This is a genomic window from Streptomyces sp. NPDC048424 (assembly GCF_040651555.1).
GTDB lineage: Bacteria > Actinomycetota > Actinomycetes > Streptomycetales > Streptomycetaceae > Streptomyces.
The window spans coordinates 216,449-241,050 of record NZ_JBEZKE010000002.1; the positions used below are offsets into that span (position 1 = coordinate 216,449).

General features: G+C 67.8%; 35 protein-coding genes. All 35 read left to right on the plus strand.

Annotated elements, in window-relative coordinates; translation table 11 throughout:
• Positions 1-21: 21 nt before the first annotated feature.
• The 35 genes from rfbD to rpsM all read left to right on the plus strand — a co-directional run bounded on the left by rfbD (position 22) and on the right by rpsM (position 24,565).
• Positions 22-891 carry a dTDP-4-dehydrorhamnose reductase gene (gene rfbD / locus AB0D29_RS03530; RefSeq protein ID WP_362852150.1) on the plus strand — a complete coding sequence of 290 codons (870 nt, stop codon included), beginning with the start codon at positions 22-24 and terminating at the stop codon, positions 889-891.
• Positions 888-2,222 carry a hypothetical protein gene (locus AB0D29_RS03535; protein WP_362851959.1) on the plus strand — a complete coding sequence of 445 codons (1,335 nt, stop codon included), beginning with the start codon at positions 888-890 and terminating at the stop codon, positions 2,220-2,222. Before rfbD ends, AB0D29_RS03535 begins: the two co-directional genes overlap by 4 nt.
• Before the next feature lie 68 nt (positions 2,223-2,290).
• Positions 2,291-2,980 (plus strand): glycosyltransferase family 2 protein, encoded by a 690-nt coding sequence (locus AB0D29_RS03540; RefSeq protein ID WP_351290792.1) that lies wholly within the window; start codon positions 2,291-2,293, stop codon positions 2,978-2,980.
• Positions 2,977-3,420 carry a DUF2304 domain-containing protein gene (locus tag AB0D29_RS03545; protein ID WP_362851960.1) on the plus strand — a complete coding sequence of 148 codons (444 nt, stop codon included), beginning with the start codon at positions 2,977-2,979 and terminating at the stop codon, positions 3,418-3,420. Before AB0D29_RS03540 ends, AB0D29_RS03545 begins: the two co-directional genes overlap by 4 nt.
• Positions 3,421-3,426: 6 nt before the next feature.
• Positions 3,427-4,326 (plus strand): glycosyltransferase, encoded by a 900-nt coding sequence (locus tag AB0D29_RS03550; protein ID WP_362851961.1) that lies wholly within the window; start codon positions 3,427-3,429, stop codon positions 4,324-4,326.
• A gap of 31 nt (positions 4,327-4,357) precedes the next feature.
• Positions 4,358-6,202: a hypothetical protein gene (locus AB0D29_RS03555; RefSeq protein WP_362851962.1), complete on the plus strand. Its 1,845-nt coding sequence runs from the start codon at positions 4,358-4,360 to the stop codon at positions 6,200-6,202.
• A gap of 193 nt (positions 6,203-6,395) precedes the next feature.
• On the plus strand, positions 6,396-9,002 hold the full coding sequence (locus AB0D29_RS03560) for a peptidoglycan recognition protein (RefSeq protein ID WP_362851963.1): 2,607 nt from the start codon (positions 6,396-6,398) through the stop codon (positions 9,000-9,002).
• Positions 9,003-9,105: 103 nt separating this feature from the next.
• The gene (locus tag AB0D29_RS03565; protein WP_362851964.1) at positions 9,106-10,206 is read left to right on the plus strand and encodes a hypothetical protein; all 1,101 of its coding nucleotides are present in this window, start codon (positions 9,106-9,108) and stop codon (positions 10,204-10,206) included.
• Positions 10,207-10,675: 469 nt separating this feature from the next.
• On the plus strand, positions 10,676-10,984 hold the full coding sequence (gene rpsJ / locus AB0D29_RS03570) for a 30S ribosomal protein S10 (RefSeq protein ID WP_003948644.1): 309 nt from the start codon (positions 10,676-10,678) through the stop codon (positions 10,982-10,984).
• Between the two features lie 14 nt (positions 10,985-10,998).
• Complete coding sequence (gene rplC / locus AB0D29_RS03575; RefSeq protein ID WP_007265899.1) at positions 10,999-11,643, plus strand: 50S ribosomal protein L3; 645 nt, start codon at positions 10,999-11,001, stop codon at positions 11,641-11,643.
• Positions 11,644-11,647: 4 nt separating this feature from the next.
• On the plus strand, positions 11,648-12,298 hold the full coding sequence (gene rplD / locus AB0D29_RS03580) for a 50S ribosomal protein L4 (protein ID WP_030388861.1): 651 nt from the start codon (positions 11,648-11,650) through the stop codon (positions 12,296-12,298).
• The gene (gene rplW / locus AB0D29_RS03585) at positions 12,298-12,621 is read left to right on the plus strand and encodes a 50S ribosomal protein L23 (RefSeq protein WP_007265901.1); all 324 of its coding nucleotides are present in this window, start codon (positions 12,298-12,300) and stop codon (positions 12,619-12,621) included. The genes rplD and rplW overlap by 1 nt, the downstream gene beginning before the upstream one ends.
• A gap of 39 nt (positions 12,622-12,660) precedes the next feature.
• Positions 12,661-13,497: a 50S ribosomal protein L2 gene (gene rplB, locus AB0D29_RS03590; RefSeq protein WP_008739715.1), complete on the plus strand. Its 837-nt coding sequence runs from the start codon at positions 12,661-12,663 to the stop codon at positions 13,495-13,497.
• A 12-nt stretch (positions 13,498-13,509) separates the two neighbouring features.
• Positions 13,510-13,791 (plus strand): 30S ribosomal protein S19, encoded by a 282-nt coding sequence (gene rpsS / locus AB0D29_RS03595; RefSeq protein ID WP_008739713.1) that lies wholly within the window; start codon positions 13,510-13,512, stop codon positions 13,789-13,791.
• 43 nt (positions 13,792-13,834) lie between these two features.
• Complete coding sequence (gene rplV / locus AB0D29_RS03600) at positions 13,835-14,182, plus strand: 50S ribosomal protein L22 (RefSeq protein WP_037792011.1); 348 nt, start codon at positions 13,835-13,837, stop codon at positions 14,180-14,182.
• Positions 14,182-15,024 (plus strand): 30S ribosomal protein S3, encoded by an 843-nt coding sequence (gene rpsC / locus AB0D29_RS03605; protein ID WP_030230639.1) that lies wholly within the window; start codon positions 14,182-14,184, stop codon positions 15,022-15,024. The genes rplV and rpsC overlap by 1 nt, the downstream gene beginning before the upstream one ends.
• 5 nt (positions 15,025-15,029) lie before the next feature.
• Complete coding sequence (rplP, locus tag AB0D29_RS03610; protein WP_008739704.1) at positions 15,030-15,449, plus strand: 50S ribosomal protein L16; 420 nt, start codon at positions 15,030-15,032, stop codon at positions 15,447-15,449.
• Positions 15,449-15,673, plus strand: coding sequence for a 50S ribosomal protein L29 (rpmC, locus tag AB0D29_RS03615; RefSeq protein WP_008739703.1), 225 nt, complete (start codon positions 15,449-15,451; stop codon positions 15,671-15,673). Before rplP ends, rpmC begins: the two co-directional genes overlap by 1 nt.
• Positions 15,673-15,954: a 30S ribosomal protein S17 gene (gene rpsQ, locus AB0D29_RS03620; RefSeq protein ID WP_030008467.1), complete on the plus strand. Its 282-nt coding sequence runs from the start codon at positions 15,673-15,675 to the stop codon at positions 15,952-15,954. Before rpmC ends, rpsQ begins: the two co-directional genes overlap by 1 nt.
• Before the next feature lie 105 nt (positions 15,955-16,059).
• Entirely contained in the window at positions 16,060-16,428 is a 369-nt protein-coding gene (rplN, locus tag AB0D29_RS03625; RefSeq protein ID WP_008739701.1) for a 50S ribosomal protein L14, read from the plus strand.
• Positions 16,429-16,430: 2 nt separating this feature from the next.
• Positions 16,431-16,742, plus strand: a complete 312-nt coding sequence (rplX, locus tag AB0D29_RS03630) for a 50S ribosomal protein L24 (protein WP_030008468.1) — start codon at positions 16,431-16,433, stop codon at positions 16,740-16,742.
• Positions 16,742-17,293: a 50S ribosomal protein L5 gene (gene rplE, locus AB0D29_RS03635; protein ID WP_030388859.1), complete on the plus strand. Its 552-nt coding sequence runs from the start codon at positions 16,742-16,744 to the stop codon at positions 17,291-17,293. Before rplX ends, rplE begins: the two co-directional genes overlap by 1 nt.
• A 5-nt stretch (positions 17,294-17,298) precedes the next feature.
• The gene (locus AB0D29_RS03640; RefSeq protein WP_003956452.1) at positions 17,299-17,484 is read left to right on the plus strand and encodes a type Z 30S ribosomal protein S14; all 186 of its coding nucleotides are present in this window, start codon (positions 17,299-17,301) and stop codon (positions 17,482-17,484) included.
• A 223-nt stretch (positions 17,485-17,707) separates the two neighbouring features.
• Entirely contained in the window at positions 17,708-18,106 is a 399-nt protein-coding gene (rpsH, locus tag AB0D29_RS03645) for a 30S ribosomal protein S8 (RefSeq protein WP_007265911.1), read from the plus strand.
• A 20-nt stretch (positions 18,107-18,126) separates the two neighbouring features.
• Positions 18,127-18,666 carry a 50S ribosomal protein L6 gene (gene rplF, locus AB0D29_RS03650; protein WP_189733357.1) on the plus strand — a complete coding sequence of 180 codons (540 nt, stop codon included), beginning with the start codon at positions 18,127-18,129 and terminating at the stop codon, positions 18,664-18,666.
• 2 nt (positions 18,667-18,668) lie between these two features.
• Complete coding sequence (gene rplR, locus AB0D29_RS03655) at positions 18,669-19,052, plus strand: 50S ribosomal protein L18 (RefSeq protein ID WP_030008471.1); 384 nt, start codon at positions 18,669-18,671, stop codon at positions 19,050-19,052.
• A 45-nt stretch (positions 19,053-19,097) separates the two neighbouring features.
• Entirely contained in the window at positions 19,098-19,700 is a 603-nt protein-coding gene (rpsE, locus tag AB0D29_RS03660; RefSeq protein WP_030388857.1) for a 30S ribosomal protein S5, read from the plus strand.
• Complete coding sequence (gene rpmD, locus AB0D29_RS03665; RefSeq protein WP_005313525.1) at positions 19,700-19,882, plus strand: 50S ribosomal protein L30; 183 nt, start codon at positions 19,700-19,702, stop codon at positions 19,880-19,882. Before rpsE ends, rpmD begins: the two co-directional genes overlap by 1 nt.
• Position 19,883: 1 nt before the next feature.
• Complete coding sequence (gene rplO, locus AB0D29_RS03670) at positions 19,884-20,339, plus strand: 50S ribosomal protein L15 (RefSeq protein ID WP_008739693.1); 456 nt, start codon at positions 19,884-19,886, stop codon at positions 20,337-20,339.
• Positions 20,340-20,526: 187 nt separating this feature from the next.
• A complete protein-coding gene (gene secY, locus AB0D29_RS03675) occupies positions 20,527-21,840 on the plus strand; it encodes a preprotein translocase subunit SecY (RefSeq protein ID WP_351290777.1) in 1,314 nt (437 codons plus the stop codon).
• Positions 21,840-22,487 carry an adenylate kinase gene (locus tag AB0D29_RS03680; RefSeq protein WP_362851965.1) on the plus strand — a complete coding sequence of 216 codons (648 nt, stop codon included), beginning with the start codon at positions 21,840-21,842 and terminating at the stop codon, positions 22,485-22,487. The genes secY and AB0D29_RS03680 overlap by 1 nt, the downstream gene beginning before the upstream one ends.
• Positions 22,488-22,579: 92 nt before the next feature.
• Positions 22,580-23,431: a type I methionyl aminopeptidase gene (gene map, locus AB0D29_RS03685; protein WP_362806231.1), complete on the plus strand. Its 852-nt coding sequence runs from the start codon at positions 22,580-22,582 to the stop codon at positions 23,429-23,431.
• A 142-nt stretch (positions 23,432-23,573) separates the two neighbouring features.
• Positions 23,574-23,795: a translation initiation factor IF-1 gene (infA, locus tag AB0D29_RS03690; protein ID WP_003956442.1), complete on the plus strand. Its 222-nt coding sequence runs from the start codon at positions 23,574-23,576 to the stop codon at positions 23,793-23,795.
• 74 nt (positions 23,796-23,869) lie between these two features.
• Entirely contained in the window at positions 23,870-23,983 is a 114-nt protein-coding gene (gene rpmJ, locus AB0D29_RS03695) for a 50S ribosomal protein L36 (protein WP_003956441.1), read from the plus strand.
• A 201-nt stretch (positions 23,984-24,184) separates the two neighbouring features.
• The gene (gene rpsM, locus AB0D29_RS03700) at positions 24,185-24,565 is read left to right on the plus strand and encodes a 30S ribosomal protein S13 (RefSeq protein WP_030710357.1); all 381 of its coding nucleotides are present in this window, start codon (positions 24,185-24,187) and stop codon (positions 24,563-24,565) included.
• Positions 24,566-24,602: the final 37 nt, after the last annotated feature.

A 24,602-nucleotide genomic window follows, 5' to 3' on the forward strand; every position in this document is an offset into this window, starting at 1 on the left:
CTCGTCACCGGCGCCGCCGGGATGCTCGGCCAGGACGTCCTGGCCGTACTGAAGGCCTCCGGGATCGAGGCCGTGGGCCTGCGCCGCGCCGACCTCGACATCACCGACCCGGCCGCCGTCCGGGCCGCGGTCGAGGACGTCGCCGTGGTCGTGAACTGCGCCGCCTGGACCGACGTGGACGGCGCCGAGACCGCCGAGGAAGCCGCCACCGCCGTGAACGGCACCGGCGTACGCGTCCTCGCCGAGGCCTGCGCCGACGCCCACGTGCGCCTGCTGCACGTCTCCACCGACTACGTGCTGCCCGGCGACGCCTCGCAGCCGTACCGCGAGGACACCGCCACCGGGCCCGTGAACGCGTACGGCCGCTCCAAGCTGGTCGGCGAGCAGGCCGTGACCGAACTGCTGCCGCAGGACGGCTACGTGGTCCGCACCGCCTGGCTGTACGGCGAGCACGGCCCCAACTTCGTCGCCACCATGCTGAAGCTGGCCGCCCAGCGGGACACCCTCGACGTCGTCGACGACCAGCACGGCCAGCCCACCTGGTCCTACGCGCTGGCCCGCCGGCTCGTCGAGCTCGGCCAGGCCGCGCTGAAGGGCCGGGCCATGGGCGGGATCTACCACGGCACCGCGAGCGGCCGGACCACCTGGATGGGGCTCGCCCGCGAGACCTACCGGCTGAGCGGACTCGACCCCGAGCGGATCCGGCCGACCACCTCCGAGGCCTTCGTCCGCCCCGCCGTCCGCCCCGCCTTCAGCGTGCTCGCCCACGACCGCTGGGACGAGGCCGCAATGGCCCCGCTCGCCGACTGGCGCGAACAGCTTGCCGAGGCCCTGGCCACCCCCGGCTTCGCCGCGCTGGCCGCACAGGCCCGGGACGGCGCCACGGGATGAAAGCCCTGCTGAACAAGTTGAGCGCGGCGCTGCCGCCGGGCACCGTCGCGGTGGCCGGCGGCACCGTCGTGCTCGGCGCGGCCTCCTACGCCCACCTGGGCGTGGCCGGCCACAGCCTGTCCGACACGGGCTACGCGAACGTCTCGGTGCTGTGGACGATCGTGATGTCCATCGGCATCGGCATCTTCTTCCCGATGGAGCAGGAACTCACCCGGATCGTCTCCGCCCGTGTGGTCCTCGGCCAGGGCGCGGCCCCGGTGCTGCGCCGGGCCGGCCTGCTCACCGCGGGCATCCTCGGCGCGACCCTGCTCGTCCTCCTCCTCGGCGCGGGATCCATCGCCGACCTGCTGTTCCACGGGGACCGCGCCCTGGTGGCCGCGCTCGGCAGCGCCTTCGCCGGCATGGCCCTGTGCTACCTCACCCGCGGCGTGCTGGCCGGCCTCGGCCTGTTCGGCGCGTACGGCACCCAGCTCGCCGTCGACGGCGGCCTGCGCATCGTGCTCGCCTTCGGCTGCGCGCTGCTCGGCCTGCACTCGGCGCTGGCGTTCAGCCTCATCCTGGCCCTCGCGCCGGTCATCGCGACGCTGGTCACCCTGCCGGCGCTGCTGCGCGCCGTCGGCCCCGGCGAGCCGATCGCCTGGCGCGACCTGTGCAGCGGCCTCGGCCTGCTCGTCTGCGCGACCCTGCTGTCCCAGGTGGTCGTCAACGCGGCCGTCATGAGCACCAAGTTGCTGGCCCCCTCCGACAGCGCGCTGATCGCGGCGCTGATGAGCGCGACCGTGCTCGCGCGGGTGCCGCTCTTCGTCTTCGGCTCGCTCCAGGCCTCGCTGCTCAGCGGTCTCACCGCCGCGTTCACGGCCGGCGACCGGGTCGCGTTCTGGGCGATGCTGCGCCGGATCGCCATGGTCGTCGCCGCGCTCGGACTGCTCGGCGGCGTACCGGCCACGGTCCTCGGCCCCTGGCTCATCGAGGTGCTCTTCGGCACCGAGGACCCGGTGCTGGGCAGCTTCGACTTCTTCCTGCTGTCCGCCGGTACCGCGGCGTACATGTTCGCGATGGTCCTCGGACAGGCGCTCATGGTATTCAAGCGGCACAACCTGCAGCTGCTCTCCTGGGCCCTCGGCACGGCGGTCCTGGTGGGCATCACCCTGATACCGGGCGACGTGGCCGTGCGCGTGATCGTGGCCTACGCCCTCGGTTCGACCGCCACCGTCCTCGCTATGCTGGCAGCCCTCAGGCTGAGCTTCCCCGGAGCCGCCGCCGCAGCCGGTGAAGGCCCCCGGCAGCTGGCCGACACCGGCACCCCGGGCGTGGGAGCGGTCGGGAAATGACCATGCCGCACCACGACGTCACACCGATCACCGAGCACTCGTTTGTGCCACATCCCGCTGGAGCTACCGTGTCCCAATACGACGATGTCTGGCTGGTCATACCGGCCTATAACGAGGGCCAGGTGATCGCCGACGTGGTCGAGGGGGCCCGCAAGACGTTCCCCAACATCGTCGTCGTCGACGACGGCAGCACCGACGACTCGGCCAAGCACATAGCCACCACCGGCGCCCACCTGGTGCGCCACCCGGTCAACCTCGGCCAGGGCGCGGCCCTGCAGACCGGCCTCACCTACGCGCTCGCCCAGCCCGGCGCCCGCTACTTCGCCACCTTCGACGCCGACGGTCAGCACCAGACCAAGGACGTCGAGACGATGGTCGGCGTGCTCCGCCGCGACGAGGCCGACGTCGTGCTCGGCTCCCGCTTCATCGAGCAGAACGGCCAGGTGCCGTGGATCAAGCAGGTCGTGCTGCGCACGGCCGCCGCCGTCAGCCCGACCGCGCGCAAGCTCAAGCTCACCGACGCGCACAACGGTCTGCGCGTGCTGGGCCGGGAGGCCGCCGAGCAGCTGAACATCACCATGAACGGCATGGCCCACGCGTCCGAGCTCGTCGGCTTCCTCGCCGGCTCCACGCTGCGCGTCACCGAGGTACCGGTGGACATCCTCTACACCGACTACTCACGCGCCAAGGGTCAGTCCCTGATCAACGGCGTCAACATCCTTTTTGACATTTCGCTGCGGGAGCGTGGGCGTCGATGAAGTACTTCTGGATCCAGCTGCTGCTGATCGTCGGCTCGGTGTCGATGGCCCTGATGTTCATCCGGACCTGGGGCCAGGCGAAGAACCGGGCGTGGAAGCGCATCGCGTTCTCGGCCTTCGTCATCGTCAACGTCTACGCGGTGCTCCGCCCGACCGACGTCACCTGGCTCGCCCAGCAGCTCGGCGTCGGCCGCGGCACCGACCTGGTGCTGTACGTGATGGTGCTCGCGATGGGCTTCCTCACGCTCAACACCTTCCTGCGCTTCCGCTCCCTGGAGAAGAAGATCACCGACCTCGCCCGGACGGTGGCCATCAACGAGGGCGTCCGGCACAACGACGAGCGTCTGGGCCCGGACGCCGTCGTCGCGCAGGCGACCCCGGAATCCGCTGCCGGCGCCAAGGCCGAGGCCGGTGCCGACTCCGACTCCGTGAAGGCCTGACGCCGCATGGTGACCTTCGACTTCATGCTCCCCTACTACGGGGACGTGCAGCTGATGCAGGACGCCGTCCGCAGCGTCCTGGCGCAGACGGACCGGGACTTCCGCCTCGTCGTGATCGACGACGGCAAGGAGCCCGACGTACCCGGCTGGTTCGCACAGCTCGGTGACGACCGGGTCCACTACACGCGCAACGAGCAGAACCTCGGCATCACCAAGAACTTCCAGAAGTGCGTGCGGCTGTCCGAGGCCGACTACGTCGTCATCATGGGCTGCGACGACCTGCTGCACCCGCACTACCTGGAGACCGTGCGCGGGATCGTCGGCGCCCGGCCGGGCATCGGCATGGTCCAGCCCGGCGTCGAGGTCATCGACGGCGACGGCAAGGTGACGGCGGGCCTGGCGGACAACACCAAGAAGCGGCTGTACGCACCGCAGGTCAAGGGCCGCCGGCTGATGGCCGGCGAGGAGCTGGCCGCCAGCGTGCTGCGCGGCAACTGGCTCTACTTCCCGTCGATCGCCTGGCGCGGCGAGGCCCTGCGCAAGGTGAACTTCCGCGACGACTACTCGGTGATCCAGGACCTCGCGCTCGTCGTCGACCTGCTCGAAGACGGCGAGGAGATGGTCATCGACAACTCCGCCACCGTGTTCCAGTACCGCCGCCACGCGGTCAGCGAGTCCTCGGTGCAGGCCTTCTCCGGAACCCGCTTCGCCGAGGCCGAGCGGTACTTCTCCGCGGTCGCCGCGCGCATGGACGCCCGCGGCTGGCCGAAGGCGGCCCGCGCGGCGCGCTTCCACAGCGCCTCCCGCCTGCACGCGCTGACGATGCTCCCCGGAGCCCTGCGCCGCGGCCACAAGGAGGGCGCTCGTACGCTGGCGAAGCACGCCTTCACCTCCGGCCAGAACTGAGCCGACTCCGCCCACCATGAAACGGACTGAGATGACACACCTGGCCCCCGAGGAGGTCGGTGAGGCCGGCGCTCCGGCGCAGCGGCCTGCCGAACCGGCGCAAGGCACCGGCCGCCCGTCCCCCTCACGGAGCGAGGCGTGGCTGTCCCGGCGGTGGGTGCAGGCCCTGGCCGAGGTCGTCGTCAGTCTGGTGGCAGCCCTCGGGTTCACGCTGCTGAGCACCCACATCAGCGTGAACCCGCTCGTCCGCATCGGTCAGGTCAGCGGCCTCGCCAAGCTCCAGATGTACGCGGCCCTTCTCGGCCTGCCGCTGCTCGCGGTCCTGCTCTACACCGCCTACCGGGGCAACCTCGGCCGCCACCAGCTGGCCAAGCGCCTGGTGTGCGCCGCCCTGGCCGGCCTCGCCACCGGCGTGCTGGCGGGCGGCGTGGTCGTCGCCCTGCGCGGTACGCCCTGGGGCCTCGGCGGCCAGGAGGGCGACCCGAGCGCCCTGATCGCCATGGCCAACTCCTTCCTGCACGGCGAGGGCCCCTCGGGCATCTACCCGCCGCTCTTCCCCGGCCTGATGGCCGTCTGGGCGAAGATCCGCTACGACGGCGCCGGCGGCACCGGGTTCGCCCTCAAGGACTTCCAGATCTTCTTCACCGCGATCGCGGGCCCGATGACGTACCTGGCCTGGCGGCTGCTGCTCCGGCCGTTCTGGGCGCTGCTGATCGCCGTGCCCTCGGCCATCCTCTTCATGGACCCGATCCGCCCGTACAGCCACGCCAGCATGCTCGTCCTGCTGCCGCTGCTCGGCTACACGCTGCGCGAGATGCGCCGCGCCGGCGAGCGGCCGCTGCGCCGGGTGCTGCTCCAGGGCGCGGTCCTCGGCCTCGTCTTCGGCGTGGTCTTCCTCTGGTACTCCGGCTGGTACGTCTGGGCCGCGCCCGGCGTGTTCCTGCTGGCGCTGTGCATCTTCCCGTGGCGGGCCGGCAAGGCGGTGGTCAAGCGGACCGCCGCGTTCGTCGGTGCCACCCTGCTGACGGCCGGCATCGTGGGCGCCCCGCTGATCTACCAGATGGCCCGGCTCGGCTCCCAGACCCCCGACCGCTACGCCTTCCTGGCCGTGTACGTCGACCCGGCGTACGTCCTCGGCTGGGTGTCCGACCGCTCCGGCAAGCTGGAGTACCAGACCTGGCCGGTGGCCGGCGAGATGGCGGGCCAGAGCGGCTTCGCCCTGCTGCTGCTGTTCGCCGTGGGCCTGGGCGTCGGCCTGGCGCTGCGCAACATCATGGTCCTGACCGCCGCCGCCACGCTGGCCGGCGCCTGGCTGGCCCGCTTCTGGTTCGCCTCGCACATGGCGCACGACAAGGCCGTACAGCTCTTCCCGCGCACCACCTGGATCATCATGTACTGCCTGATGATCCTGGCCGTCCTCGGCATGATGGCCGTGGTGAACCGGAGCTCCGGCTGGGCCGAGCGCACCCTGCGGCCGAGCGGCGCGGCCCCGGCCGCCCGCGTCGTGCCCCGGCGGGTCGTCGCGCAGCTCGCGGCCGGCATGGTGTGCGCGATCGCGCTGTTCGCCACGATGGGCGCGTCCTGGTCGGTCAACCGGTACATGCCGCAGTCCGACAACATGACGATGGGCATCGACGCCTGGCGGGCCCACACCATCAAGAAGGCGGACGGCACCTGCCCGCGCTTCGCGCCGGACAAGAAGAAGTGCGCGGACATCGTCACGAACGAGTGGAAGCAGAACGCCGACGACGGTGAGATCTGGTGCGGTGGCATCGGTCCGCTGAACTGGCAGGCCGTCTGCGGGCGCAAGGCGCCGGCGTCGGAGCTGAAGAAGGAAGAAGAGGCGCAGAAGGAGCGGGAGAAGGCGAAGAAGTAGCCTTCGTCCCAACCGAGGACCCCCGTCCCGCAGTTCGCCGCGGACCGGGGGTCCTCGCGTATCCGCACCCCTGTTCGCCCGAGACCGACCCCCGTGATCGGGCCGGCGCCGGCGGCCAGTAGCATCCGGCCGGTCAGCGATTACTTCTGGCATCACCACAGGGGCGGGGACGGAAAACTTGAAACTAGGTCGTGTGCGCGGGACGGCTCTGGCCGCCGCGCTCGGGGTCGTGGCGGTTCTCGGCATCCAGGGCGTCGCCAGCGGAACGGGCGCCTCGGACGGGGGAGAGGTATCGCCCTACAGCACCCGCGCCCGCGAGAAGGGGCCGGTCGAAGGCGAGCTGCACCGGCTCGCACTGAAGCCCAAGGGCAGGGGCGAGGCCGTCCTCTCCCAGCAGGGGACCGAGCCCTTCGGGCTCCTCGGCGTCTCCTGGAGCGACCCCGAGGCCGAGGTCAAGGGGAAGATAGAAGCCCGCACCCGCGACGCCGACACCGGCAAGTGGTCGAAGTGGGTCGCGCTGGAGCAGGCCGAGTCCGGCCTCGACGGCAAGCGCCCCGGGCTGCGCGGAGCCACCGAGCCGGTCTGGGTCGGTCCGTCCGACGGAGCCGAGGTACGGGTGTCCGGCGGCGCCGAGCTGCCCGCCGGCATGGAACTGAACCTGGTGGACCCGGGCGCCGGCGGCGCGAAGGCGAAGAAGAAGGGCAACCTGGGCCTCGGTCCGGCCGCCTTCGCCCTCCCCGCGGACGACCCCGCGCCGATCCCGCAGACCCCGCCGACCACGCCGGGACCGGAGTCGACCGCCCCGCGGCCGGACGTGGTCTCGCGCCTGCAGTGGGGAGCGGACGAGTCCCTGAACAACGAGGGCCCGATCTACCTCCCCGGAGCGAAGATCAAAGCGGTCTTCGTCCACCACACCGCCGCCACCACGCCGTACGAGTGCTCCGAGTCCGCTGCCATCGTCCGGAGCATCCACAAGTACCACGTGGAGATCGAGAAGTGGCGCGACCTCGGCTACAACTTCCTCGTCGACAAGTGCGGCACGGTCTTCGAAGGCCGTCAGGGCGGTGTGGACCAGCCCGTCCAGGGCGCGCACACCTACGGCTGGAACTCCGAGTCGACGAGCGTCTCGATCCTCGGTGACTACACGAACGCGGGGGCCTCGCCCGCCGCGCTCGAAGCCGTCTCCAAGGTCGCCGCGTACAAGCTCGGCCAGTACGACGGAGACATGAACGGCACGGCGACGCTGACCGCCGGCGCCACCCAGAAGAACTTCTTCGGCAAGAGCTACACCGAGAAGCAGAGTTACGAGTTCAAGGCGCTCTCGGGTCACCGGGACGGCTTCAACACCCAGTGCCCGGGCAACTCCCTCTACCCGCAGCTGGAGGCGCTCCGTCAGACGGGCCCCGCGGCCCAGCTGAAGCTCGCCGCGGTGAACGGGGCGCCGGCCGTGCCGGGCTCCACCTACCCGGGCGGCGCGGCCCTGACGGTCGACTGGACCACCAGCACGGCCAGTGGCGCGCTGAACAAGTTCGAGCTGCTGGTGGACGGGGAGGCCACCGCCGTCACCGACGGCGCCGCCCGCAAGGCGACCGCGGTCGTGACCAACGGCAAGCACGAGGTCCGGGTCCGCGCGACCGCCGCGAACGGCAAGGTCTCCACGAGCCTCGCGGTCACCGTCGAAGCGGACGTCAAGGGCGCCAAGTTCGTCCCCCTCGCGCCGAAGCGGCTGATGGACACCCGTACCGGCCTGGGCGTCCGCTCCGGCCCCGTGGGCACCGCCGGCGTGGTCACCCTGCCGGTGGCCGCCGCCACCGGTGGCACGCCCACCGCGGTGGTGCTGAACGTGACGGCGACCAACCCGACGCAGCCGAGCTTCGTGTCGGTGTACCCGAACGGGACGACCCGCTCCAGCGCCTCGAACCTGAACTTCACCCCGGGCCAGACGATCCCCAACCTGGTGGTCGTCCCGGTCATCAACGGGAGCGTCAGCTTCTACAACAACCAGGGCAACGTCGACCTGATCGCGGACATCACCGGCTACTTCACCTCCGAGGGTGAGGGCGCCACGCAGACCAACTTCGGTCCGAAGCGGCTGATGGACACCCGCACGGGCCTCGGCGTTCCGGCCGGCCCGGTCGGTACCGCCGGCGTGGTCACCCTGCCCGTGGCGGGCGTCGACGGCATCCCGGCCACCGGCGTCAAGGCCGTGGTGCTGAACGTGACGGCGACCAACCCGACGCAGCCGAGCTTCGTGTCGGTCTTCCCGAGCGGGACGACCCGCTCCAGCGCCTCGAACCTGAACTTCACCCCCGGCCAGACGATCCCCAACCTGGTGGTCGTCCCGGTGGTGGACGGGAAGGTCAGCTTCTACAACAACCAGGGCAACGTCGACCTGATCGCGGACATCACCGGCTACTTCTCGGACAGTGCCGAGGGCGCCGTGCACGCGAACTTCGGTCCGAAGCGGCTGATGGACACCCGCACGGGCCTCGGCGTCCGGCAGGGCCCGGTCGCCACGGGCGGCGTGGTCACGCTGCCCGTGGCGGGCGTCGGCGGCATCCCGGCCACCGGGATCAAGGCCGTGGTGCTGAACGTGACGGCGACCAACCCGACCGAGGCGAGCTTCGTGTCGGTCTTCCCGAGCGGGACGACCCGCTCCAGCGCCTCGAACCTGAACTTCACGGCCGGTCTGACGATCCCCAACCTGGTGGTCGTCCCGGTGGTGGACGGCAAGGTCAGCTTCTACAACAACAGCGGTTCCGTGGATCTCATCGCGGACATCACGGGGTACTTCAGCTGATGGCGTGAACGCGTCTTTCAGCAGGTGAGGGGCTCCACACCGGAAGGTGCGGGGCCCCTCGCGCACGTCGGGGCAGGGAACGGGAACAGGGGACACAGGGGACATGGGGAAGAACGAGGACGACAGGGCCGGCATCTCCGACGAGGAGCTGGCCCGGTTCATGGAGCAGGCCGCCGGGGGCGCGGGGAACGCACCGGCGGAGCCCTCCGCACGGGCGCGCATGGTGACCGAGCGGCTGCGCGCCACGCAGGGGCAGGAGCCGCCCGGCTGGCGGACCGGGCCCGTACGGCGCGAGCGCCGGCGCCCCGGGCGGCTGGGGGCCGCTCTGGCCGTCCTCGGCGTCGCGGGGCTCGCGCTGATCGCCGTACGGCCCGAGCTGGTGATCGACCGGCTCACGGGCACGACCGAGGCCCGCCAGGAGGCCCGGAACGCCGCTCCGCTGCCCGGGGAGTCCGCACGTCCGACCGCGCCGCCGCCGTCGCCGGCGCCGGACCAGCCGACGCTGCAGGAACCTTTCCGCGGCTCCCCGGCCCTCCAGTGGGCCGACGGGGCCGCCGGCATCGAGGTCCCCGCGGCCACGGCCGTCGGCGGGATGTCCCAGCAGCAGGTCGCGGACGCGCTGGAGCAGACCAGGAAGTTCCTGGTCGCGGCCAATCTCGACCCGGCGACCCTGCGCGGGGAGCGGCCGGCCGCCGCCCTGGCCCTCCTGGACCCCAAGCAGCCGGAGGTCCCGCAGCGGCTGGAGCAGTCCCTGGCCGAGCCCACCGCGGAGAACACCCCGGTGCTGCTCTTCACCCGCTTCGACCAGGCGAAGGTCAAGCCGGTCGGCGACGTCGTCAAGGTGCGCGGGAGCATGCGCGCGGAGGCGGGGGATCCCGGGGAACTGCGCGTGGTGACGGACTACACCTTCGTCCACCCCATGACGAACGACGGCACGAGCGTGCAGCGCACCATCGTGCGCCGGCAGATCACCCTGAGCCTGCTCGACCCGGCGCGCTGGGAGGCCACCAGGGGCAAGCTCCAGCTGAGCAAGTACGCCTCGGAGTGGTCGAACGTCGCATGCGACACCGCCGACGGTTTCCTGCACCCGGACTTCCCGCGGGAGGCCCCGGCCGGGCCGGCGCCCAGCGGTCCCGCCGTGGACCCGTACGACCGCAGCAGGGACATCCAGGGCGAAGGGTGCGGGACGGTCACACGCTCCTGACCGGGGGAGAAGCCCCGCCGGGCGATGCGCGTGGTGCAGTTTGACCACTCAGCGTGGCGGGGTATTCTCTTCGGCCCGATTGGCCAGGTACGTGCCTCGTATGGCAGACTACTCAAGTTGCTCGGCTGAGTGCCGATGCTGCGCGCCTCCCGCCGGGAGGACCGGAAGCGAGTCCCACAGTACTCGTCGTCCTTAATCTGCCTCTCGGGGCAGCAATGGGGACGGACGTACGGGAATCTTCTGGGAAGCGTCAGCACGGTGCCCACCAGGCGCTCGGTGGGTGTTTCTCCCCCGAAACGCGGTCACAGGGACCGCACCCCCTTGGACGAGGGAATTTCCGTATGGGAATTTTCTGTAGAGGGAGTGCGACACGCCCGACCGCGTGGGTCGGAGAGAGACCGTGGGATCCGTCCCGCAGCCGACCGAGAGCCAGAGCGTTTCCACATACAGACAGGACTACGGAGTAGCCATGGCGGGACAGAAGATCCGCATCCGGCTCAAGGCCTACGACCACGAGGTCATCGATTCCTCGGCGAAGAAGATCGTCGAGACGGTGACGCGCACTGGTGCGTCGGTCGCGGGCCCGGTGCCGCTGCCCACTGAGAAGAACGTGTACTGCGTCATCAAGTCGCCGCACAAGTACAAGGACTCGCGCGAGCACTTCGAGATGCGCACGCACAAGCGCCTGATCGACATCCTCGACCCGACCCCCAAGACCGTTGACTCGCTGATGCGCCTGGACCTTCCGGCCGGCGTTGACATCGAGATCAAGCTCTGAGAGGCGTCGAGAAGATGGCAAAGCAGATCAAGGGCGTCCTGGGCGAGAAGCTCGGCATGACCCAGGTCTGGGACGAGAACAACCGTGTCGTCCCGGTGACCGTGGTCAAGGCCGGACCCTGCGTCGTTACCCAGGTCCGTACGAACGACATCGACGGCTACGAGTCGGTCCAGATCGCCTTCGGCGAGATCGACCCGCGCAAGGTGAACAAGCCCCTCAAGGGCCACTTCGCCAAGGCCGACGTGACCCCCCGCCGCCACCTGGTGGAGCTCCGCACCTCCGACGCCAGCGAGTACACGCTCGGCCAGGAGATCACTGCTGAGGTGTTCGAGTCCGGCGTCAAGGTTGACGTCACGGGCAACAGCAAGGGCAAGGGCTTCGCCGGTGTCATGAAGCGGCACAACTTCCGGGGCCTCGGCGCCGGTCACGGTGTGCAGCGCAAGCACCGCTCCCCCGGCTCGATCGGTGGCTGTGCCACCCCTGGGCGTGTCTTCAAGGGCATGCGCATGGCCGGTCGCATGGGTAACGAGCGTGTCACCACCCAGAACCTGACCATCCACGCGGTTGACGCGGAGAAGGGTCTGCTCCTCATCAAGGGTGCGGTCCCCGGTCCGAACGGCGGCCTCGTCCTGGTCCGTACCGCGGCCAAGGGGGCTTGAGGTAATGAGCACCATTGACATCCTTTCGCCGGCAGGCGACAAGGCCGGTACCGTCGAGCTCCCCGCGGAGATCTTCGACGCGAAGACCAGCGTTCCGCTGATCCACCAGGTCGTTGTCGCTCAGCTGGCTGCTGCCCGTCAGGGCACGCACAAGACCAAGCGTCGTGGCGAAGTCCGTGGTGGTGGCCGCAAGCCGTACCGCCAGAAGGGCACCGGCCGCGCGCGCCAGGGTTCGACCCGTGCGCCGCAGTTCGTCGGCGGTGGCGTTGTCCACGGCCCGCAGCCGCGTGACTACTCCCAGCGGACCCCGAAGAAGATGAAGGCCGCCGCCCTCCGCGGTGCCCTCTCGGACCGCGCGCGTCACTCCCGCATCCACGTCGTCACCGGCGTGGTCGAGGGTGCCGCCTCCACGAAGGCCGCCAAGACGCTGTTCGGCAAGATCTCGGAGCGCAAGAACCTGCTCCTGGTCGTCGACCGCGCCGAAGAGGCCGCGTGGCTGTCCGCCCGCAACCTGCCCCAGGTTCACATCCTGGAGCCGGGCCAGCTGAACACGTACGACGTGATCGTCTCTGACGACGTGGTCTTCACTCAGGCCGCTTTCGAGTCCTTCGTGTCTGGCCCCAAGGCCGATGAGACCGAAGGGAGCGACGCCTGATGTCTGAGGCGACCGTTACCAGCAAGACCTTCACTGACCCGCGCGACCTGCTGATCAAGCCGGTTGTCTCGGAGAAGAGCTACGCGCTGCTGGACGAGAACAAGTACACGTTCATCGTCGCGCCCGGCGCCAACAAGACCCAGATCAAGCAGGCCGTGGAAGCGGTCTTCTCGGTCAAGGTCACCGGGGTCAACACGATCAACCGTCAGGGTAAGCGCAAGCGCACCAAGACCGGTTTCGGCAAGCGTGCGAACACCAAGCGCGCCATCGTGACCCTTGCCGAGGGCAACCGTATCGACATCTTCGGCGGCCAGGCCTCCTAACGGAGGTCTAGTCGTCCGGAATCGGACGAGGACTGAGAAATGGGTATCCGCAAGTACAAGCCGACGACCCCGGGCCGTCGTGGCTCCAGCGTCGCCGACTTTGTCGAGATCACGCGGTCCACGCCGGAGAAGTCGCTGGTTCGCCCCCTGCACAGCAAGGGCGGCCGTAACAACACCGGTCGGATCACCGTTCGCCACCAGGGTGGTGGACACAAGCGCGCCTACCGCGTGATCGACTTCCGTCGTCACGACAAGGACGGCGTGCCGGCCAAGGTCGCGCACATCGAGTACGACCCCAACCGCACCGCGCGCATCGCGCTCCTGCACTACGCGGACGGCGAGAAGCGCTACATCATCGCGCCGAAGGCTCTGAAGCAGGGCGACCGGATTGAGAACGGCCCCACGGCCGACATCAAGCCCGGCAACAACCTGGCCCTCCGCAACATCCCGGTCGGTACCACGATCCACGCGATCGAGCTCCGTCCCGGTGGTGGCGCCAAGTTCGCCCGTTCCGCGGGTGCCTCCGTGCAGCTGCTGGCGAAGGAGGGCACGATGGCCCACCTTCGTATGCCTTCCGGTGAGATCCGCCTGGTCGACGCGCGCTGCCGCGCGACCGTCGGTGAGGTCGGCAACGCCGAGCAGTCGAACATCAACTGGGGCAAGGCCGGCCGCATGCGCTGGAAGGGCGTTCGCCCGTCCGTCCGCGGTGTCGCGATGAACCCGGTTGACCACCCGCACGGTGGTGGTGAGGGCAAGACCAGTGGTGGTCGCCACCCGGTCTCCCCGTGGGGTCAGAAGGAGGGTCGTACTCGCTCGCCGAAGAAGGCTTCGAGCAAGTACATCGTCCGCCGCCGCAAGACGAACAAGAAGCGCTAGGAGCGGGTTTAGATGCCGCGCAGTCTCAAGAAGGGGCCCTTCGTCGACGACCACCTCGTAAAGAAGGTGGACGTCCAGAACGAAGCCGGCACCAAGAACGTCATCAAGACCTGGTCCCGTCGCTCGATGATCATCCCCAGCATGCTGGGTCACACCATCGCGGTGCACAACGGCAAGACCCACGTCCCGGTGTTCGTCACCGAGTCGATGGTCGGCCACAAGCTCGGCGAGTTCTCGCCGACTCGCACCTTCCGCGGCCACGTCAAGGACGACCGGAAGTCGAAGCGCCGCTAAAGGCGGGGTGGTTACGACTATGACTTACACCGAAGGGACAACCATGGAAGCCAGGGCCCAGGCGCGGTACATCCGCGTCACGCCCATGAAGGCCCGCCGAGTGGTGGACCTTATCCGTGGCATGGATGCCACGGAGGCTCAGGCGGTCCTGCGTTTCGCCCCGCAGGCCGCGAGCGTGCCGGTTGGCAAGGTGCTGGACAGCGCCATTGCCAATGCCGCACACAACTACAATCACCCGGACGCCTCCACGCTGGTCATCAGCGAGGCGTTCGTGGACGAGGGCCCGACCCTGAAGCGGTTCCGTCCGCGTGCGCAGGGCCGTGCCTACCGGATCCGCAAGCGGACCAGCCACATCACCGTGGTCGTCAGCAGCAAGGAAGGTTCCCGGTAATGGGCCAGAAGGTAAACCCGCACGGGTTCCGGCTCGGCATCACCACCGACTTCAAGTCGCGTTGGTACGCCGACAAGCTGTACAAGGACTACGTCAAGGAAGACGTCGCCATCCGTCGGATGATGACGTCCGGCATGGAGCGCGCCGGCATCTCGAAGGTTGAGATCGAGCGCACCCGTGACCGCGTGCGTGTGGACATCCACACCGCTCGTCCGGGCATCGTCATCGGCCGCCGTGGCGCCGAGGCCGACCGCATCCGCGGTGACCTCGAGAAGCTCACGGGCAAGCAGGTCCAGCTGAACATCCTCGAGGTCAAGAACCCCGAGCTCGACGCTCAGCTGGTTGCCCAGGCCGTTGCCGAGCAGCTTTCCTCCCGCGTCTCCTTCCGTCGCGCCATGCGTAAGAGCATGCAGGGCACGATGAAGGCCGGCGCCAAGGGCATCAAGATCCAGTGTGGCGGCCGTCTCGGCGGCGCCGAGATGTCCCGCTCCGAGTTCTACCGCGAAGGCCGTGTGCCGCTGCACACCCTCCGCGCGAACGTGGACTACGGCTTCTTCGAGGCCAAGACCACCTTCGGCCGTATCGGTGTGAAGGTCTGGATCTACAAGGGCGACGTCAAGAACATCGCCGAGGTTCGCGCCGAGAACGCTGCGGCCCGTGCGGGTAACCGCCCGGCCCGTGGCGCGCAGGGCGCTGGCGACCGTCCCGCCGGCCGTGGTGGCCGTGGTGGCGAGCGCGGCGGCCGTGGTGGCCGCAAGCCGCAGCAGGCTGCTGGTGTCGAGGCCCCCAAGGCCGACGCTCCCGCCGCCGCTCCGGCCGAGAGCACCGGAACGGAGGCCTGACCGACATGCTGATCCCTCGTAGGGTCAAGCACCGCAAGCAGCACCACCCGAAGCGCAGCGGTATGGCCAAGGGCGGTACTGAGGTCACGTTCGGCGAGTACGGCATCCAGGCGCTGACCCCGGCGTACGTGACGAACCGCCAGATCGAGGCGGCTCGTATTGCGATGACCCGCCACATCAAGCGTGGCGGCAAGGTCTGGATCAACATCTACCCGGACCGCCCGCTGACGAAGAAGCCGGCCGAAACCCGCATGGGTTCCGGTAAGGGTTCTCCCGAGTGGTGGATCGCCAACGTGCACCCGGGCCGGGTCATGTTCGAGCTGTCCTACCCGAACGAGAAGATTGCTCGTGAGGCGCTCACCCGCGCTGCTCACAAGCTTCCGATGAAGTGCCGGATTGTTCGGCGCGAGGCAGGTGAGTCGTGATGGCGACGGGAACCAAGGCGTCCGAGCTGCGTGAGCTCGGCAACGAGGAGCTCGTTGGCAAGCTGCGCGAGGCCAAGGAGGAGCTGTTCAAGCTCCGCTTCCAGGCGGCCACGGGTCAGCTGGAGAACAACGGCCGGCTCAAGTCCGTCCGTAAGGACATCGCTCGCATCTACACCCTGATGCACGAGCGTGAGCTCGGTATCGAGACGGTGGAGAGCGCCTGATGAGCGAGAACAACGTGACTGAGAAGACCGAGCGCGGTTTCCGCAAGACCCGTGAGGGTCTGGTCGTCAGCGACAAGATGGACAAGACCGTCGTCGTCGCCGTCGAGGACCGCGTCAAGCACGCCCTGTACGGCAAGGTCATCCGCCGTACGAACAAGCTCAAGGCGCACGACGAGCAGAACGCTGCCGGCGTCGGCGACCGCGTCCTCATCATGGAGACGCGTCCGCTGTCGGCGAGCAAGCGCTGGCGCATCGTCGAGATCCTCGAGAAGGCCAAGTAATTATCTGAGGGGTTTCCCTCAGATTCGTTCCGCCAGGCTCGGTGGGGGCGACGCTCTCCGGAGTGAAGCCCCCGCCGGGAACCGGCAGACAAACAGGAGATACACGTGATCCAGCAGGAGTCGCGACTGCGTATCGCCGACAACACTGGTGCCAAGGAAATCCTTTGCATCCGTGTTCTCGGTGGTTCCGGTCGCCGCTACGCGGGCATCGGTGACGTCATCGTCGCCACCGTCAAGGACGCGATCCCCGGTGGCAACGTGAAGAAGGGTGACGTCGTCAAGGCGGTCATCGTTCGCACCGTCAAGGAGCGTCGCCGCCAGGACGGCTCGTACATCCGCTTTGACGAGAACGCCGCCGTCATTCTGAAGAACGACGGCGACCCTCGCGGCACCCGTATCTTCGGCCCGGTGGGCCGTGAGCTGCGCGAGAAGAAGTTCATGAAGATCATCTCGCTCGCGCCGGAGGTGCTGTAAGCATGAAGATCAAGAAGGGCGACCTGGTTCAGGTCATCACCGGTAAGGACAAGGGCAAGCAGGGCAAGGTCATCGTCGCCTTCCCCGCCGACAACCGCGTCCTCGTCGAGGGTGTCAACCGGGTCAAGAAGCACACCAAGGCTGCGCAGAACCAGGCCGGTGGCATTGTGATCACCGAGGCCCCGGTCCACGTCAGCAACGTTCAGCTGGTTGTGGAGAAGGACGGCAAGAAGGTCGTCACCCGCGTCGGCTACCGCTTCGACGACGAGGGCAACAAGATCCGCGTTGCCAAGCGGACGGGTGAGGACATCTGATGGCTACCACTCCGCGTCTCAAGACGAAGTACCGCGAGGACATCGCGGGCAAGCTGCGTGAGGAGTTCTCGTACGAGAACGTCATGCAGATCCCCGGCCTCGTGAAGATCGTGGTCAACATGGGTGTGGGCGACGCCGCCCGCGACTCCAAGCTGATCGACGGCGCCATCAAGGACCTGACGACGATCACCGGTCAGAAGCCGGCCGTCACGAAGGCCCGGAAGTCCATCGCGCAGTTCAAGCTGCGCGAGGGTCAGCCGATCGGCTGCCACGTCACCCTCCGTGGTGACCGCATGTGGGAGTTCCTGGACCGTACGCTGTCGCTCGCGCTGCCGCGTATCCGTGACTTCCGTGGTCTGTCGCCGAAGCAGTTCGACGGCCGTGGCAACTACACCTTCGGTCTCACGGAGCAGGTCATGTTCCACGAGATCGACCAGGACAAGATCGACCGTACCCGGGGTATGGACATCACCGTGGTCACCACGGCGACCAACGACGACGAGGGCCGTGCCCTCCTTCGTCACCTCGGCTTCCCCTTCAAGGAGGCGTAAGCGAGATGGCGAAGAAGGCTCTCATCGCGAAGGCTGCCCGCAAGCCCAAGTTCGGTGTGCGTGCGTACACCCGCTGCCAGCGCTGCGGTCGCCCCCACTCCGTGTACCGCAAGTTCGGCCTGTGCCGCGTCTGCCTTCGTGAGATGGCTCACCGTGGCGAGCTGCCGGGCGTGACCAAGAGCTCCTGGTAAATCACCCTCGTCCGCAAGGACTTGGGCTGTACCAGGCACTCTCGGTAAGCATCTGGACGGTGGGTGCCCGGCCGCGCATGCCTTAGGCTTGTGTGGTTGGGCGTCCGCCGCCCATAACGACTTACTACGCCGTAGGTCCCCGCACCGCACCCGTCCCGCCACTGAGTGGGGAGAGGGATGGCGCATACAGGAAACCCCGGCGAGAGAGGCCGAAGGCCACTTCATGACCATGACTGACCCGATCGCAGACATGCTGACCCGTCTGCGTAACGCTAACTCGGCGTACCACGACACCGTCGTGATGCCGCACAGCAAGATCAAGTCGCACATCGCGGAGATCCTCAAGCAGGAGGGTTTCATCACCGGCTGGAAGGTCGAGGACGCCGAGGTCGGCAAGAACCTCGTCCTCGAGCTGAAGTTCGGGCCGAACCGTGAGCGCTCCATCGCGGGCATCAAGCGGATCTCGAAGCCCGGTCTGCGCGTGTACGCAAAGTCCACCAACCTGCCGAAGGTGCTCGGCGGCCTGGGCGTGGCGATCATCTCCACGTCCCACGGTCTCCTCACCGGCCAGCAGGCAGGCAAGAAGGGCGTAGGTGGGGAAGTCCTCGCCTACGTCTGGTAGTCGGGAACGGAGGAAAAGCAATGTCGCGAATCGGCAAGCTCCCCATCCAGGTTCCCGCCGGTGTGGACGTCACCATCGATGGCAGCACGGTCGCGGTGAAGGGCCCCAAGGGTTCCCTCTCCCACACCGTCAAGGCTCCCATCGCCGTTGTTAAGGGCGAGGACGGCGTTCTGAACGTCACCCGTCCGAACGACGAGCGTCAGAACAAGGCCCTGCACGGCCTGTCCCGCACGCTGGTGGCGAACATGATCACCGGTGTGACCACGGGATACGTCAAGGCTCTCGAGATCAGCGGTGTCGGTTACCGTGTCCTGGCGAAGGGCTCCGACCTGGAGTTCCAGCTGGGCTACAGCCACCCGATCCTGGTGGAGGCGCCCGAGGGCATCTCCTTCAAGGTCGAGTCGCCGACCAAGTTCACGGTCGAGGGCATCGACAAGCAGAAGGTCGGCGAGGTCGCCGCCAACATCCGCAAGCTGCGGAAGCCCGACCCGTACAAGGCCAAGGGTGTCAAGTACGCCGGCGAAGTCATCCGCCGCAAGGTCGGAAAGGCTGGTAAGTAGCCATGGCATACGGTGTGAAGATCGCCAAGGGCGACGCGTACAAGCGCGCTGCCAAGGCTCGCCGCCACATCCGCATCCGCAAGAACGTCTCGGGTACGGCGGAGCGTCCGCGCCTCGTCGTGACGCGTTCCAACCGCAACATCGTTGCTCAGGTCATCGACGACCTCCAGGGTCACACCCTGGCGTCCGCGTCGACCCTGGACGCTTCGATCCGCGGTGGCGAAGGCGACAAGAGCTCGCAGGCCCAGGCTGTCGGCGCGCTCGTCGCCGAGCGTGCCAAGGCTGCGGGTGTCGAGACCGTCGTGTTCGACCGCGGTGGCAACCGATACGCCGGGCGCATTGCCGCTCTGGCTGACGCCGCCCGCGAAGCCGGGCTGAAGTTCTAAGCCCCGGTTCCGGGACTCACGGACGTAACAGAGAGAGGTAATCCAATGGCTGGACCCCAGCGCCGCGGAAGCGGTGCCGGTGGCGGCGAGCGGCGGGACCGGAAGGGTCGCGACGGTGGCCCTGCCGCCGAGAAGACCGCTTACGTTGAGCGCGTTGTCGCGATCAACCGCGTCGCCAAGGTTGTCAAGGGTGGTCGCCGCTTCAGCTTCACCGCGCTGGTCGTGGTGGGCGACGGTGACGGCACTGTAGGTGTCGGTTACGGCAAGGCCAAGGAAGTTCCCGCGGCCATCGCCAAGGGTGTCGAGGAAGCGAAGAAGAACTTCTTCAAGGTTCCGCGCATCCAGGGCACCATCCCTCACCCGATCCAGGGCGAGAAGGCTGCGGGCGTCGTCCTGCTGAAGCCTGCTTCCCCCGGTACCGGTGTTATCGCCGGTGGCCCGGTGCGCGCCGTTCTGGAGTGCGCCGGCGTTCACGACATCCTGTCGAAGTCCCTGGGCTCCGACAACGCGATCAACATCGTGCACGCGACCGTGGCGGCCCTCCAGGGCCTGCAGCGTCCCGAGGAGATCGCGGCTCGCCGTGGTCTGCCCCTCGAGGACGTCGCCCCCGCGGCTCTGCTTCGTGCGCGTGCTGGGGCGGGTGCGTAATGGCTCGCCTCAAGATCACGCAGACGAAGTCGTACATCGGCAGCAAGCAGAACCACCGCGACACTCTGCGTTCGCTCGGGCTCAAGCGCCTGAACGACGTGGTCGTCAAGGAGGACCGCCCCGAGTTCCGCGGAATGGTGCACACCGTCCGCCACCTCGTGACGGTTGAGGAGGTTGACTAACATGGCTGAGAACAGCCCGCTGAAGGCCCACAACCTCCGTCCCGCCCCCGGCGCCAAGACCGCGAAGACCCGTGTCGGTCGTGGTGAGGCGTCGAAGGGTAAGACGGCCGGTCGTGGTACGAAGGGCCAGAAGGCCCGCTACCAGATCCCGCAGCGCTTCGAGGGTGGGCAGATGCCCCTCCACATGCGCCTGCCGAAGCTCAAGGGCTTCAAGAACCCGTTCCGCACCGAGTTCCAGGTGGTCAACCTGGACAAGCTCGGCGCTCTCTACCCCGAGGGTGGAGAAGTCACGGTGGCCGACCTGGTCGCCAAGGGCGCGGTTCGCAAGAACAGCCTCGTCAAGGTCCTGGGCCAGGGCGAGCTCTCCGTGGCGCTGCAGGTTTCGGTTGACGCCGTCTCCGCCTCCGCCAAGGAGAAGATCGCCGCTGCCGGTGGCACCGTCACCGAGCTCGTCTAAGACGATTCAAGTGGCTGAATAGCTCGAAACCCGACCGGGGATGCCTCACATATGGGGCATCCCCGGTTGGTCGTTCCACGGAAGGCACACTCGCCGGTAAGGTGGCGTGCACCTTTGCTTTGTCGTATACGTCGATCCCTCAGACCGTCACCTCTGACGCAGTAGCGCGGGGGTCGCAGGAGGCACCGTGCTCACCGCGTTCGCCCGGGCGTTCAAGACGCCCGACCTGCGCAAGAAGCTGCTCTTCACGCTCGGCATCATCGTGCTGTTCCGGCTCGGGTCCCACATCCCGGTACCCGGCGTGAGCTACAAGAACGTTCAGATCTGTGTTGAGCAGGCAGGCAGCAGCAATGGGCTGTTCGGCCTCGTCAACATGTTCAGCGGCGGTGCGCTGCTGCAGATCACGATCTTCGCGCTCGGCATCATGCCGTACATCACGGCGAGCATCATCCTGCAGCTGCTGACCGTGGTCATCCCGAAGCTGGAGACCCTCAAAAAAGAGGGCCAGTCCGGCACGGCGAAGATCACTCAGTACACGCGCTATCTGACGGTCGCGCTCGCGATCCTGCAGGGCACCGGCCTCGTCGCCACCGCCCGCACGGGGGCCCTGTTCCAGGGCTGCCAGGTCGCCAGCCAGATCGTCCCCGACCGGTCGATCTTCACCACGGTCGTCATGGTGGTCACCATGACCGCCGGTACCTGCGTCGTCATGTGGCTCGGTGAGCTCATCACCGACCGCGGCATCGGCAACGGCATGTCGATCCTCATGTTCATCTCGATCGCCGCCGGCTTCATCGGCGCCATGTGGCAGATCAAGCTCCAGGGCAAGATCGCGGATGGCTGGGTCGAGTTCGGCGTGGTCATCCTGGTCGGCCTCGCGATGGTGTGTCTGGTGGTCTTCGTCGAGCAGGCGCAGCGCCGGATCCCGGTCCAGTACGCGAAGCGCATGATCGGCCGCCGCGCCTACGGCGGTACCTCGACCTACATCCCGCTCAAGGTGAACCAGGCGGGCATCATCCCCGTCATCTTCGCCTCGTCGCTGCTCTACATCCCGGCACTGATCGTCCAGTTCAGCGGCTCGACCGCGGGCTGGGCCACCTGGATCCAGAAGCACTTCGTCAAGGGCGACCACCCGTACTACATCGCGACCTACTTCCTCCTGATCGTCTTCTTCGCGTTCTTCTACGTGGCGATCTCGTTCAACCCCGAGGAAGTTGCAGACAACATGAAGAAGTATGGTGGGTTCATCCCGGGTATTCGTGCCGGTCGACCCACCGCCGAGTACCTGAGCTACGTGCTCAACCGGATCACCTGGCCGGGGTCGCTGTACCTGGGTCTCATCGCTCTTGTGCCGACGATGGCGTTGGCCGGCTTCGGAGCGAACCAGAACTTCCCGTTCGGCGGGACGAGCATCCTGATCATCGTGGGTGTGGGTCTGGAAACCGTGAAGCAGATCGAGAGCCAGCTCCAGCAGCGTAATTACGAAGGGTTCCTCCGCTGATGCGAATCGTCCTCGTCGGACCGCCCGGTGCGGGCAAGGGAACGCAGGCCGCGTTCCTTGCCAAGAACCTGTCGATCCCGCACATCTCCACGGGCGACCTGTTCCGGGCCAACATCAGCCAGGGCACCGAGCTGGGCAAGCAGGCGAAGGCGTACATGGACGCCGGCGACCTGGTCCCCGACGAGGTGACCATCGGCATGGCGAAGGACCGGATGGAGCAGCCGGACGCCGTGAACGGCTTCCTGCTCGACGGCTTCCCGCGCAACGTCTCGCAGGCCGCGGCCCTCGACGAGATGCTCCGAGCCGCGGGCATGAAGCTCGACGCCGTCCTCGACCTGGAGGTCGAGGAGGACGAGGTCGTCAAGCGGATCGCCGGTCGCCGGATCTGCCGCAACGACTCCGCGCACGTCTTCCACGTCACGTACGCCCCGCCGAAGGCCGAGGGTGTCTGCGACACCTGCGGTGGCGAGCTGTACCAGCGCGGTGACGACTCCGAGGCCACGGTGCGCAACCGGCTGGAGGTCTACCACACGCAGACCGAGCCGATCATCGACTACTACAAGGGTCAGGGCCTGCTGGTGACCATCCCGGCCCTCGGTGAGGTCGCTGACGTCACCAAGCGCGCGATGGACGCCCTCCCGAAGTAGTACCCCCGTAGGGCAAGAACGGCCGCGGTGTCCCCAGGGCATCGCGGCCGTACTGTTGAGAAGACTCGTACCGAGGCTGGAAGGCGTTTTTCATGGTCCAGATCAAGACCCCCGAGCAGATCGCGAAGATGCGCGAGGCGGGGCTGGTCGTCGCCGCGATCCACGCGGCGACCCGTGAGGCGGCCGTTCCGGGCGCCACGACGCGTGATCTGGACATGGTGGCCCGCAAGGTGATCGCGGACGCCGGCGCCAAGTCGAACTTCCTCGGCTACGGCGGCTTCCCCGCGACGATCTGCACCTCCGTGAACGAGGTCGTCGTCCACGGCATCCCGGACGACAAGACCGTCCTCAAGGACGGCGACATCATCTCGATCGACGCCGGCGCCATCATCGACGGCTGGCACGGCGACGCCGCGTACACCGCCTTCGTGGGCACCGGGCACGCCCCTGAGCTCCTGGAGCTCTCCCGGGTGACCGAGGAGTCCATGTGGGCCGGGATCGCCGCCATGAAGCTCGGCAACCGCCTCGTGGACATCTCCAAGGCGATCGAGACGTACATCAAGCGCCAGCCGCGTCCCGCCACCGGTGACCACAGCCTCGGCAAGTTCGGGATCATCGAGGACTACGGCGGCCACGGCATCGGGTCCGAGATGCACATGGACCCCCACCTGCTGAACTACGTCTCGCGCAAGCGGGGCAAGGGCATCAAGCTGGTCCCGGGCGTCTGCCTGGCGATCGAGCCGATGGTGTCCCTGGGCACCGCCCAGACGGAGGTACTGGCGGACGACTGGACGGTCATCACGACGGACGGCACCTGGTCCTCGCACTGGGAGCACTCCATCGCCCTGACGGAGGCCGGTCCGATCGTTCTGACCAGCCCGGACTGCGGCAAGGCGAAGCTGGCGGAGTACGGGGTCACCACGGCTCCGGACCCTCTGGCGTAATGATCTACACTCTGGGGCAAACTTTCCGGATTCGTCTTTCTGGGTGCCCTGACGTAGACTGACTCGTCGGCTCTCGTGCACATCCATGCCTGCAAGCGTGGTGCACCGAGCCGATCAAGGTAGCCGATTCGAAGGGCGAAGCGTGGCCAAGAAGCAAGGTGCCATCGAAATCGAGGGCACCGTGATCGAGTCCCTCCCGAACGCGATGTTCAAGGTGGAACTGCAGAACGGTCACAAGGTCCTCGCGCACATCAGCGGCAAGATGCGCATGCACTACATCCGCATCCTCCCGGATGACCGGGTCGTCGTGGAGCTGTCTCCGTACGACCTGACGCGTGGCCGGATCGTCTACCGATACAAGTAGATCTTGTCCTCACTCCTGCCTGGGCGTCTTGTCCCGGTGCGGGTGGTGGCACTGACCCGGAGAACCTCACCAACATGAAGGTCAAGCCGAGCGTCAAGAAGATCTGCGACAAGTGCAAGGTGATCCGCCGTCACGGCCGGGTCATGGTCATCTGCGACAACCTGCGCCACAAGCAGCGCCAGGGCTGACGCACGCCGACCGACCTGCCTTAACGCAGTTCTTCGCGCGACGTAAGAAAACGTACATACGCAGAATCCGCCCAGCCCTGCAAGGGGCCGGCGGCACCTCCGGCGGGGGCCGGGGACCCGGACGTACCACCACCCATTCAGGAGTGGTCGGCGGTCGGGGCTGATTCTGCGGAAGACCCCCGAACACACAGGAGCCATTGAATGGCACGCGTTTCCGGTGTTGACATCCCGCGCGAAAAGCGTGTGGAGATCGCACTCACCTACGTCTTCGGTATCGGGCGCACCCGGTCCAAGGAGATCCTCGCCTCCACCGGCGTGAACCCGAACACCCGCGTTCGTGACCTGGCCGAAGAGGACCTGGTCAAGATCCGCGAGTACGTGGACGCCAACCTCCGCACCGAGGGTGACCTCCGCCGCGAGATCCAGGCCGACATCCGTCGCAAGGTCGAGATCCAGTGCTACCAGGGTATCCGCCACCGTCGCGGCCTCCCGGTGCACGGTCAGCGCACCAGCACGAACGCGCGTACCCGCAAGGGCCCGCGTCGCGCGATCGCCGGTAAGAAGAAGCCGGGCAAGAAGTAGTCCTGTTCAGCGGTCTTGCGCTGTAGGACCGACCACC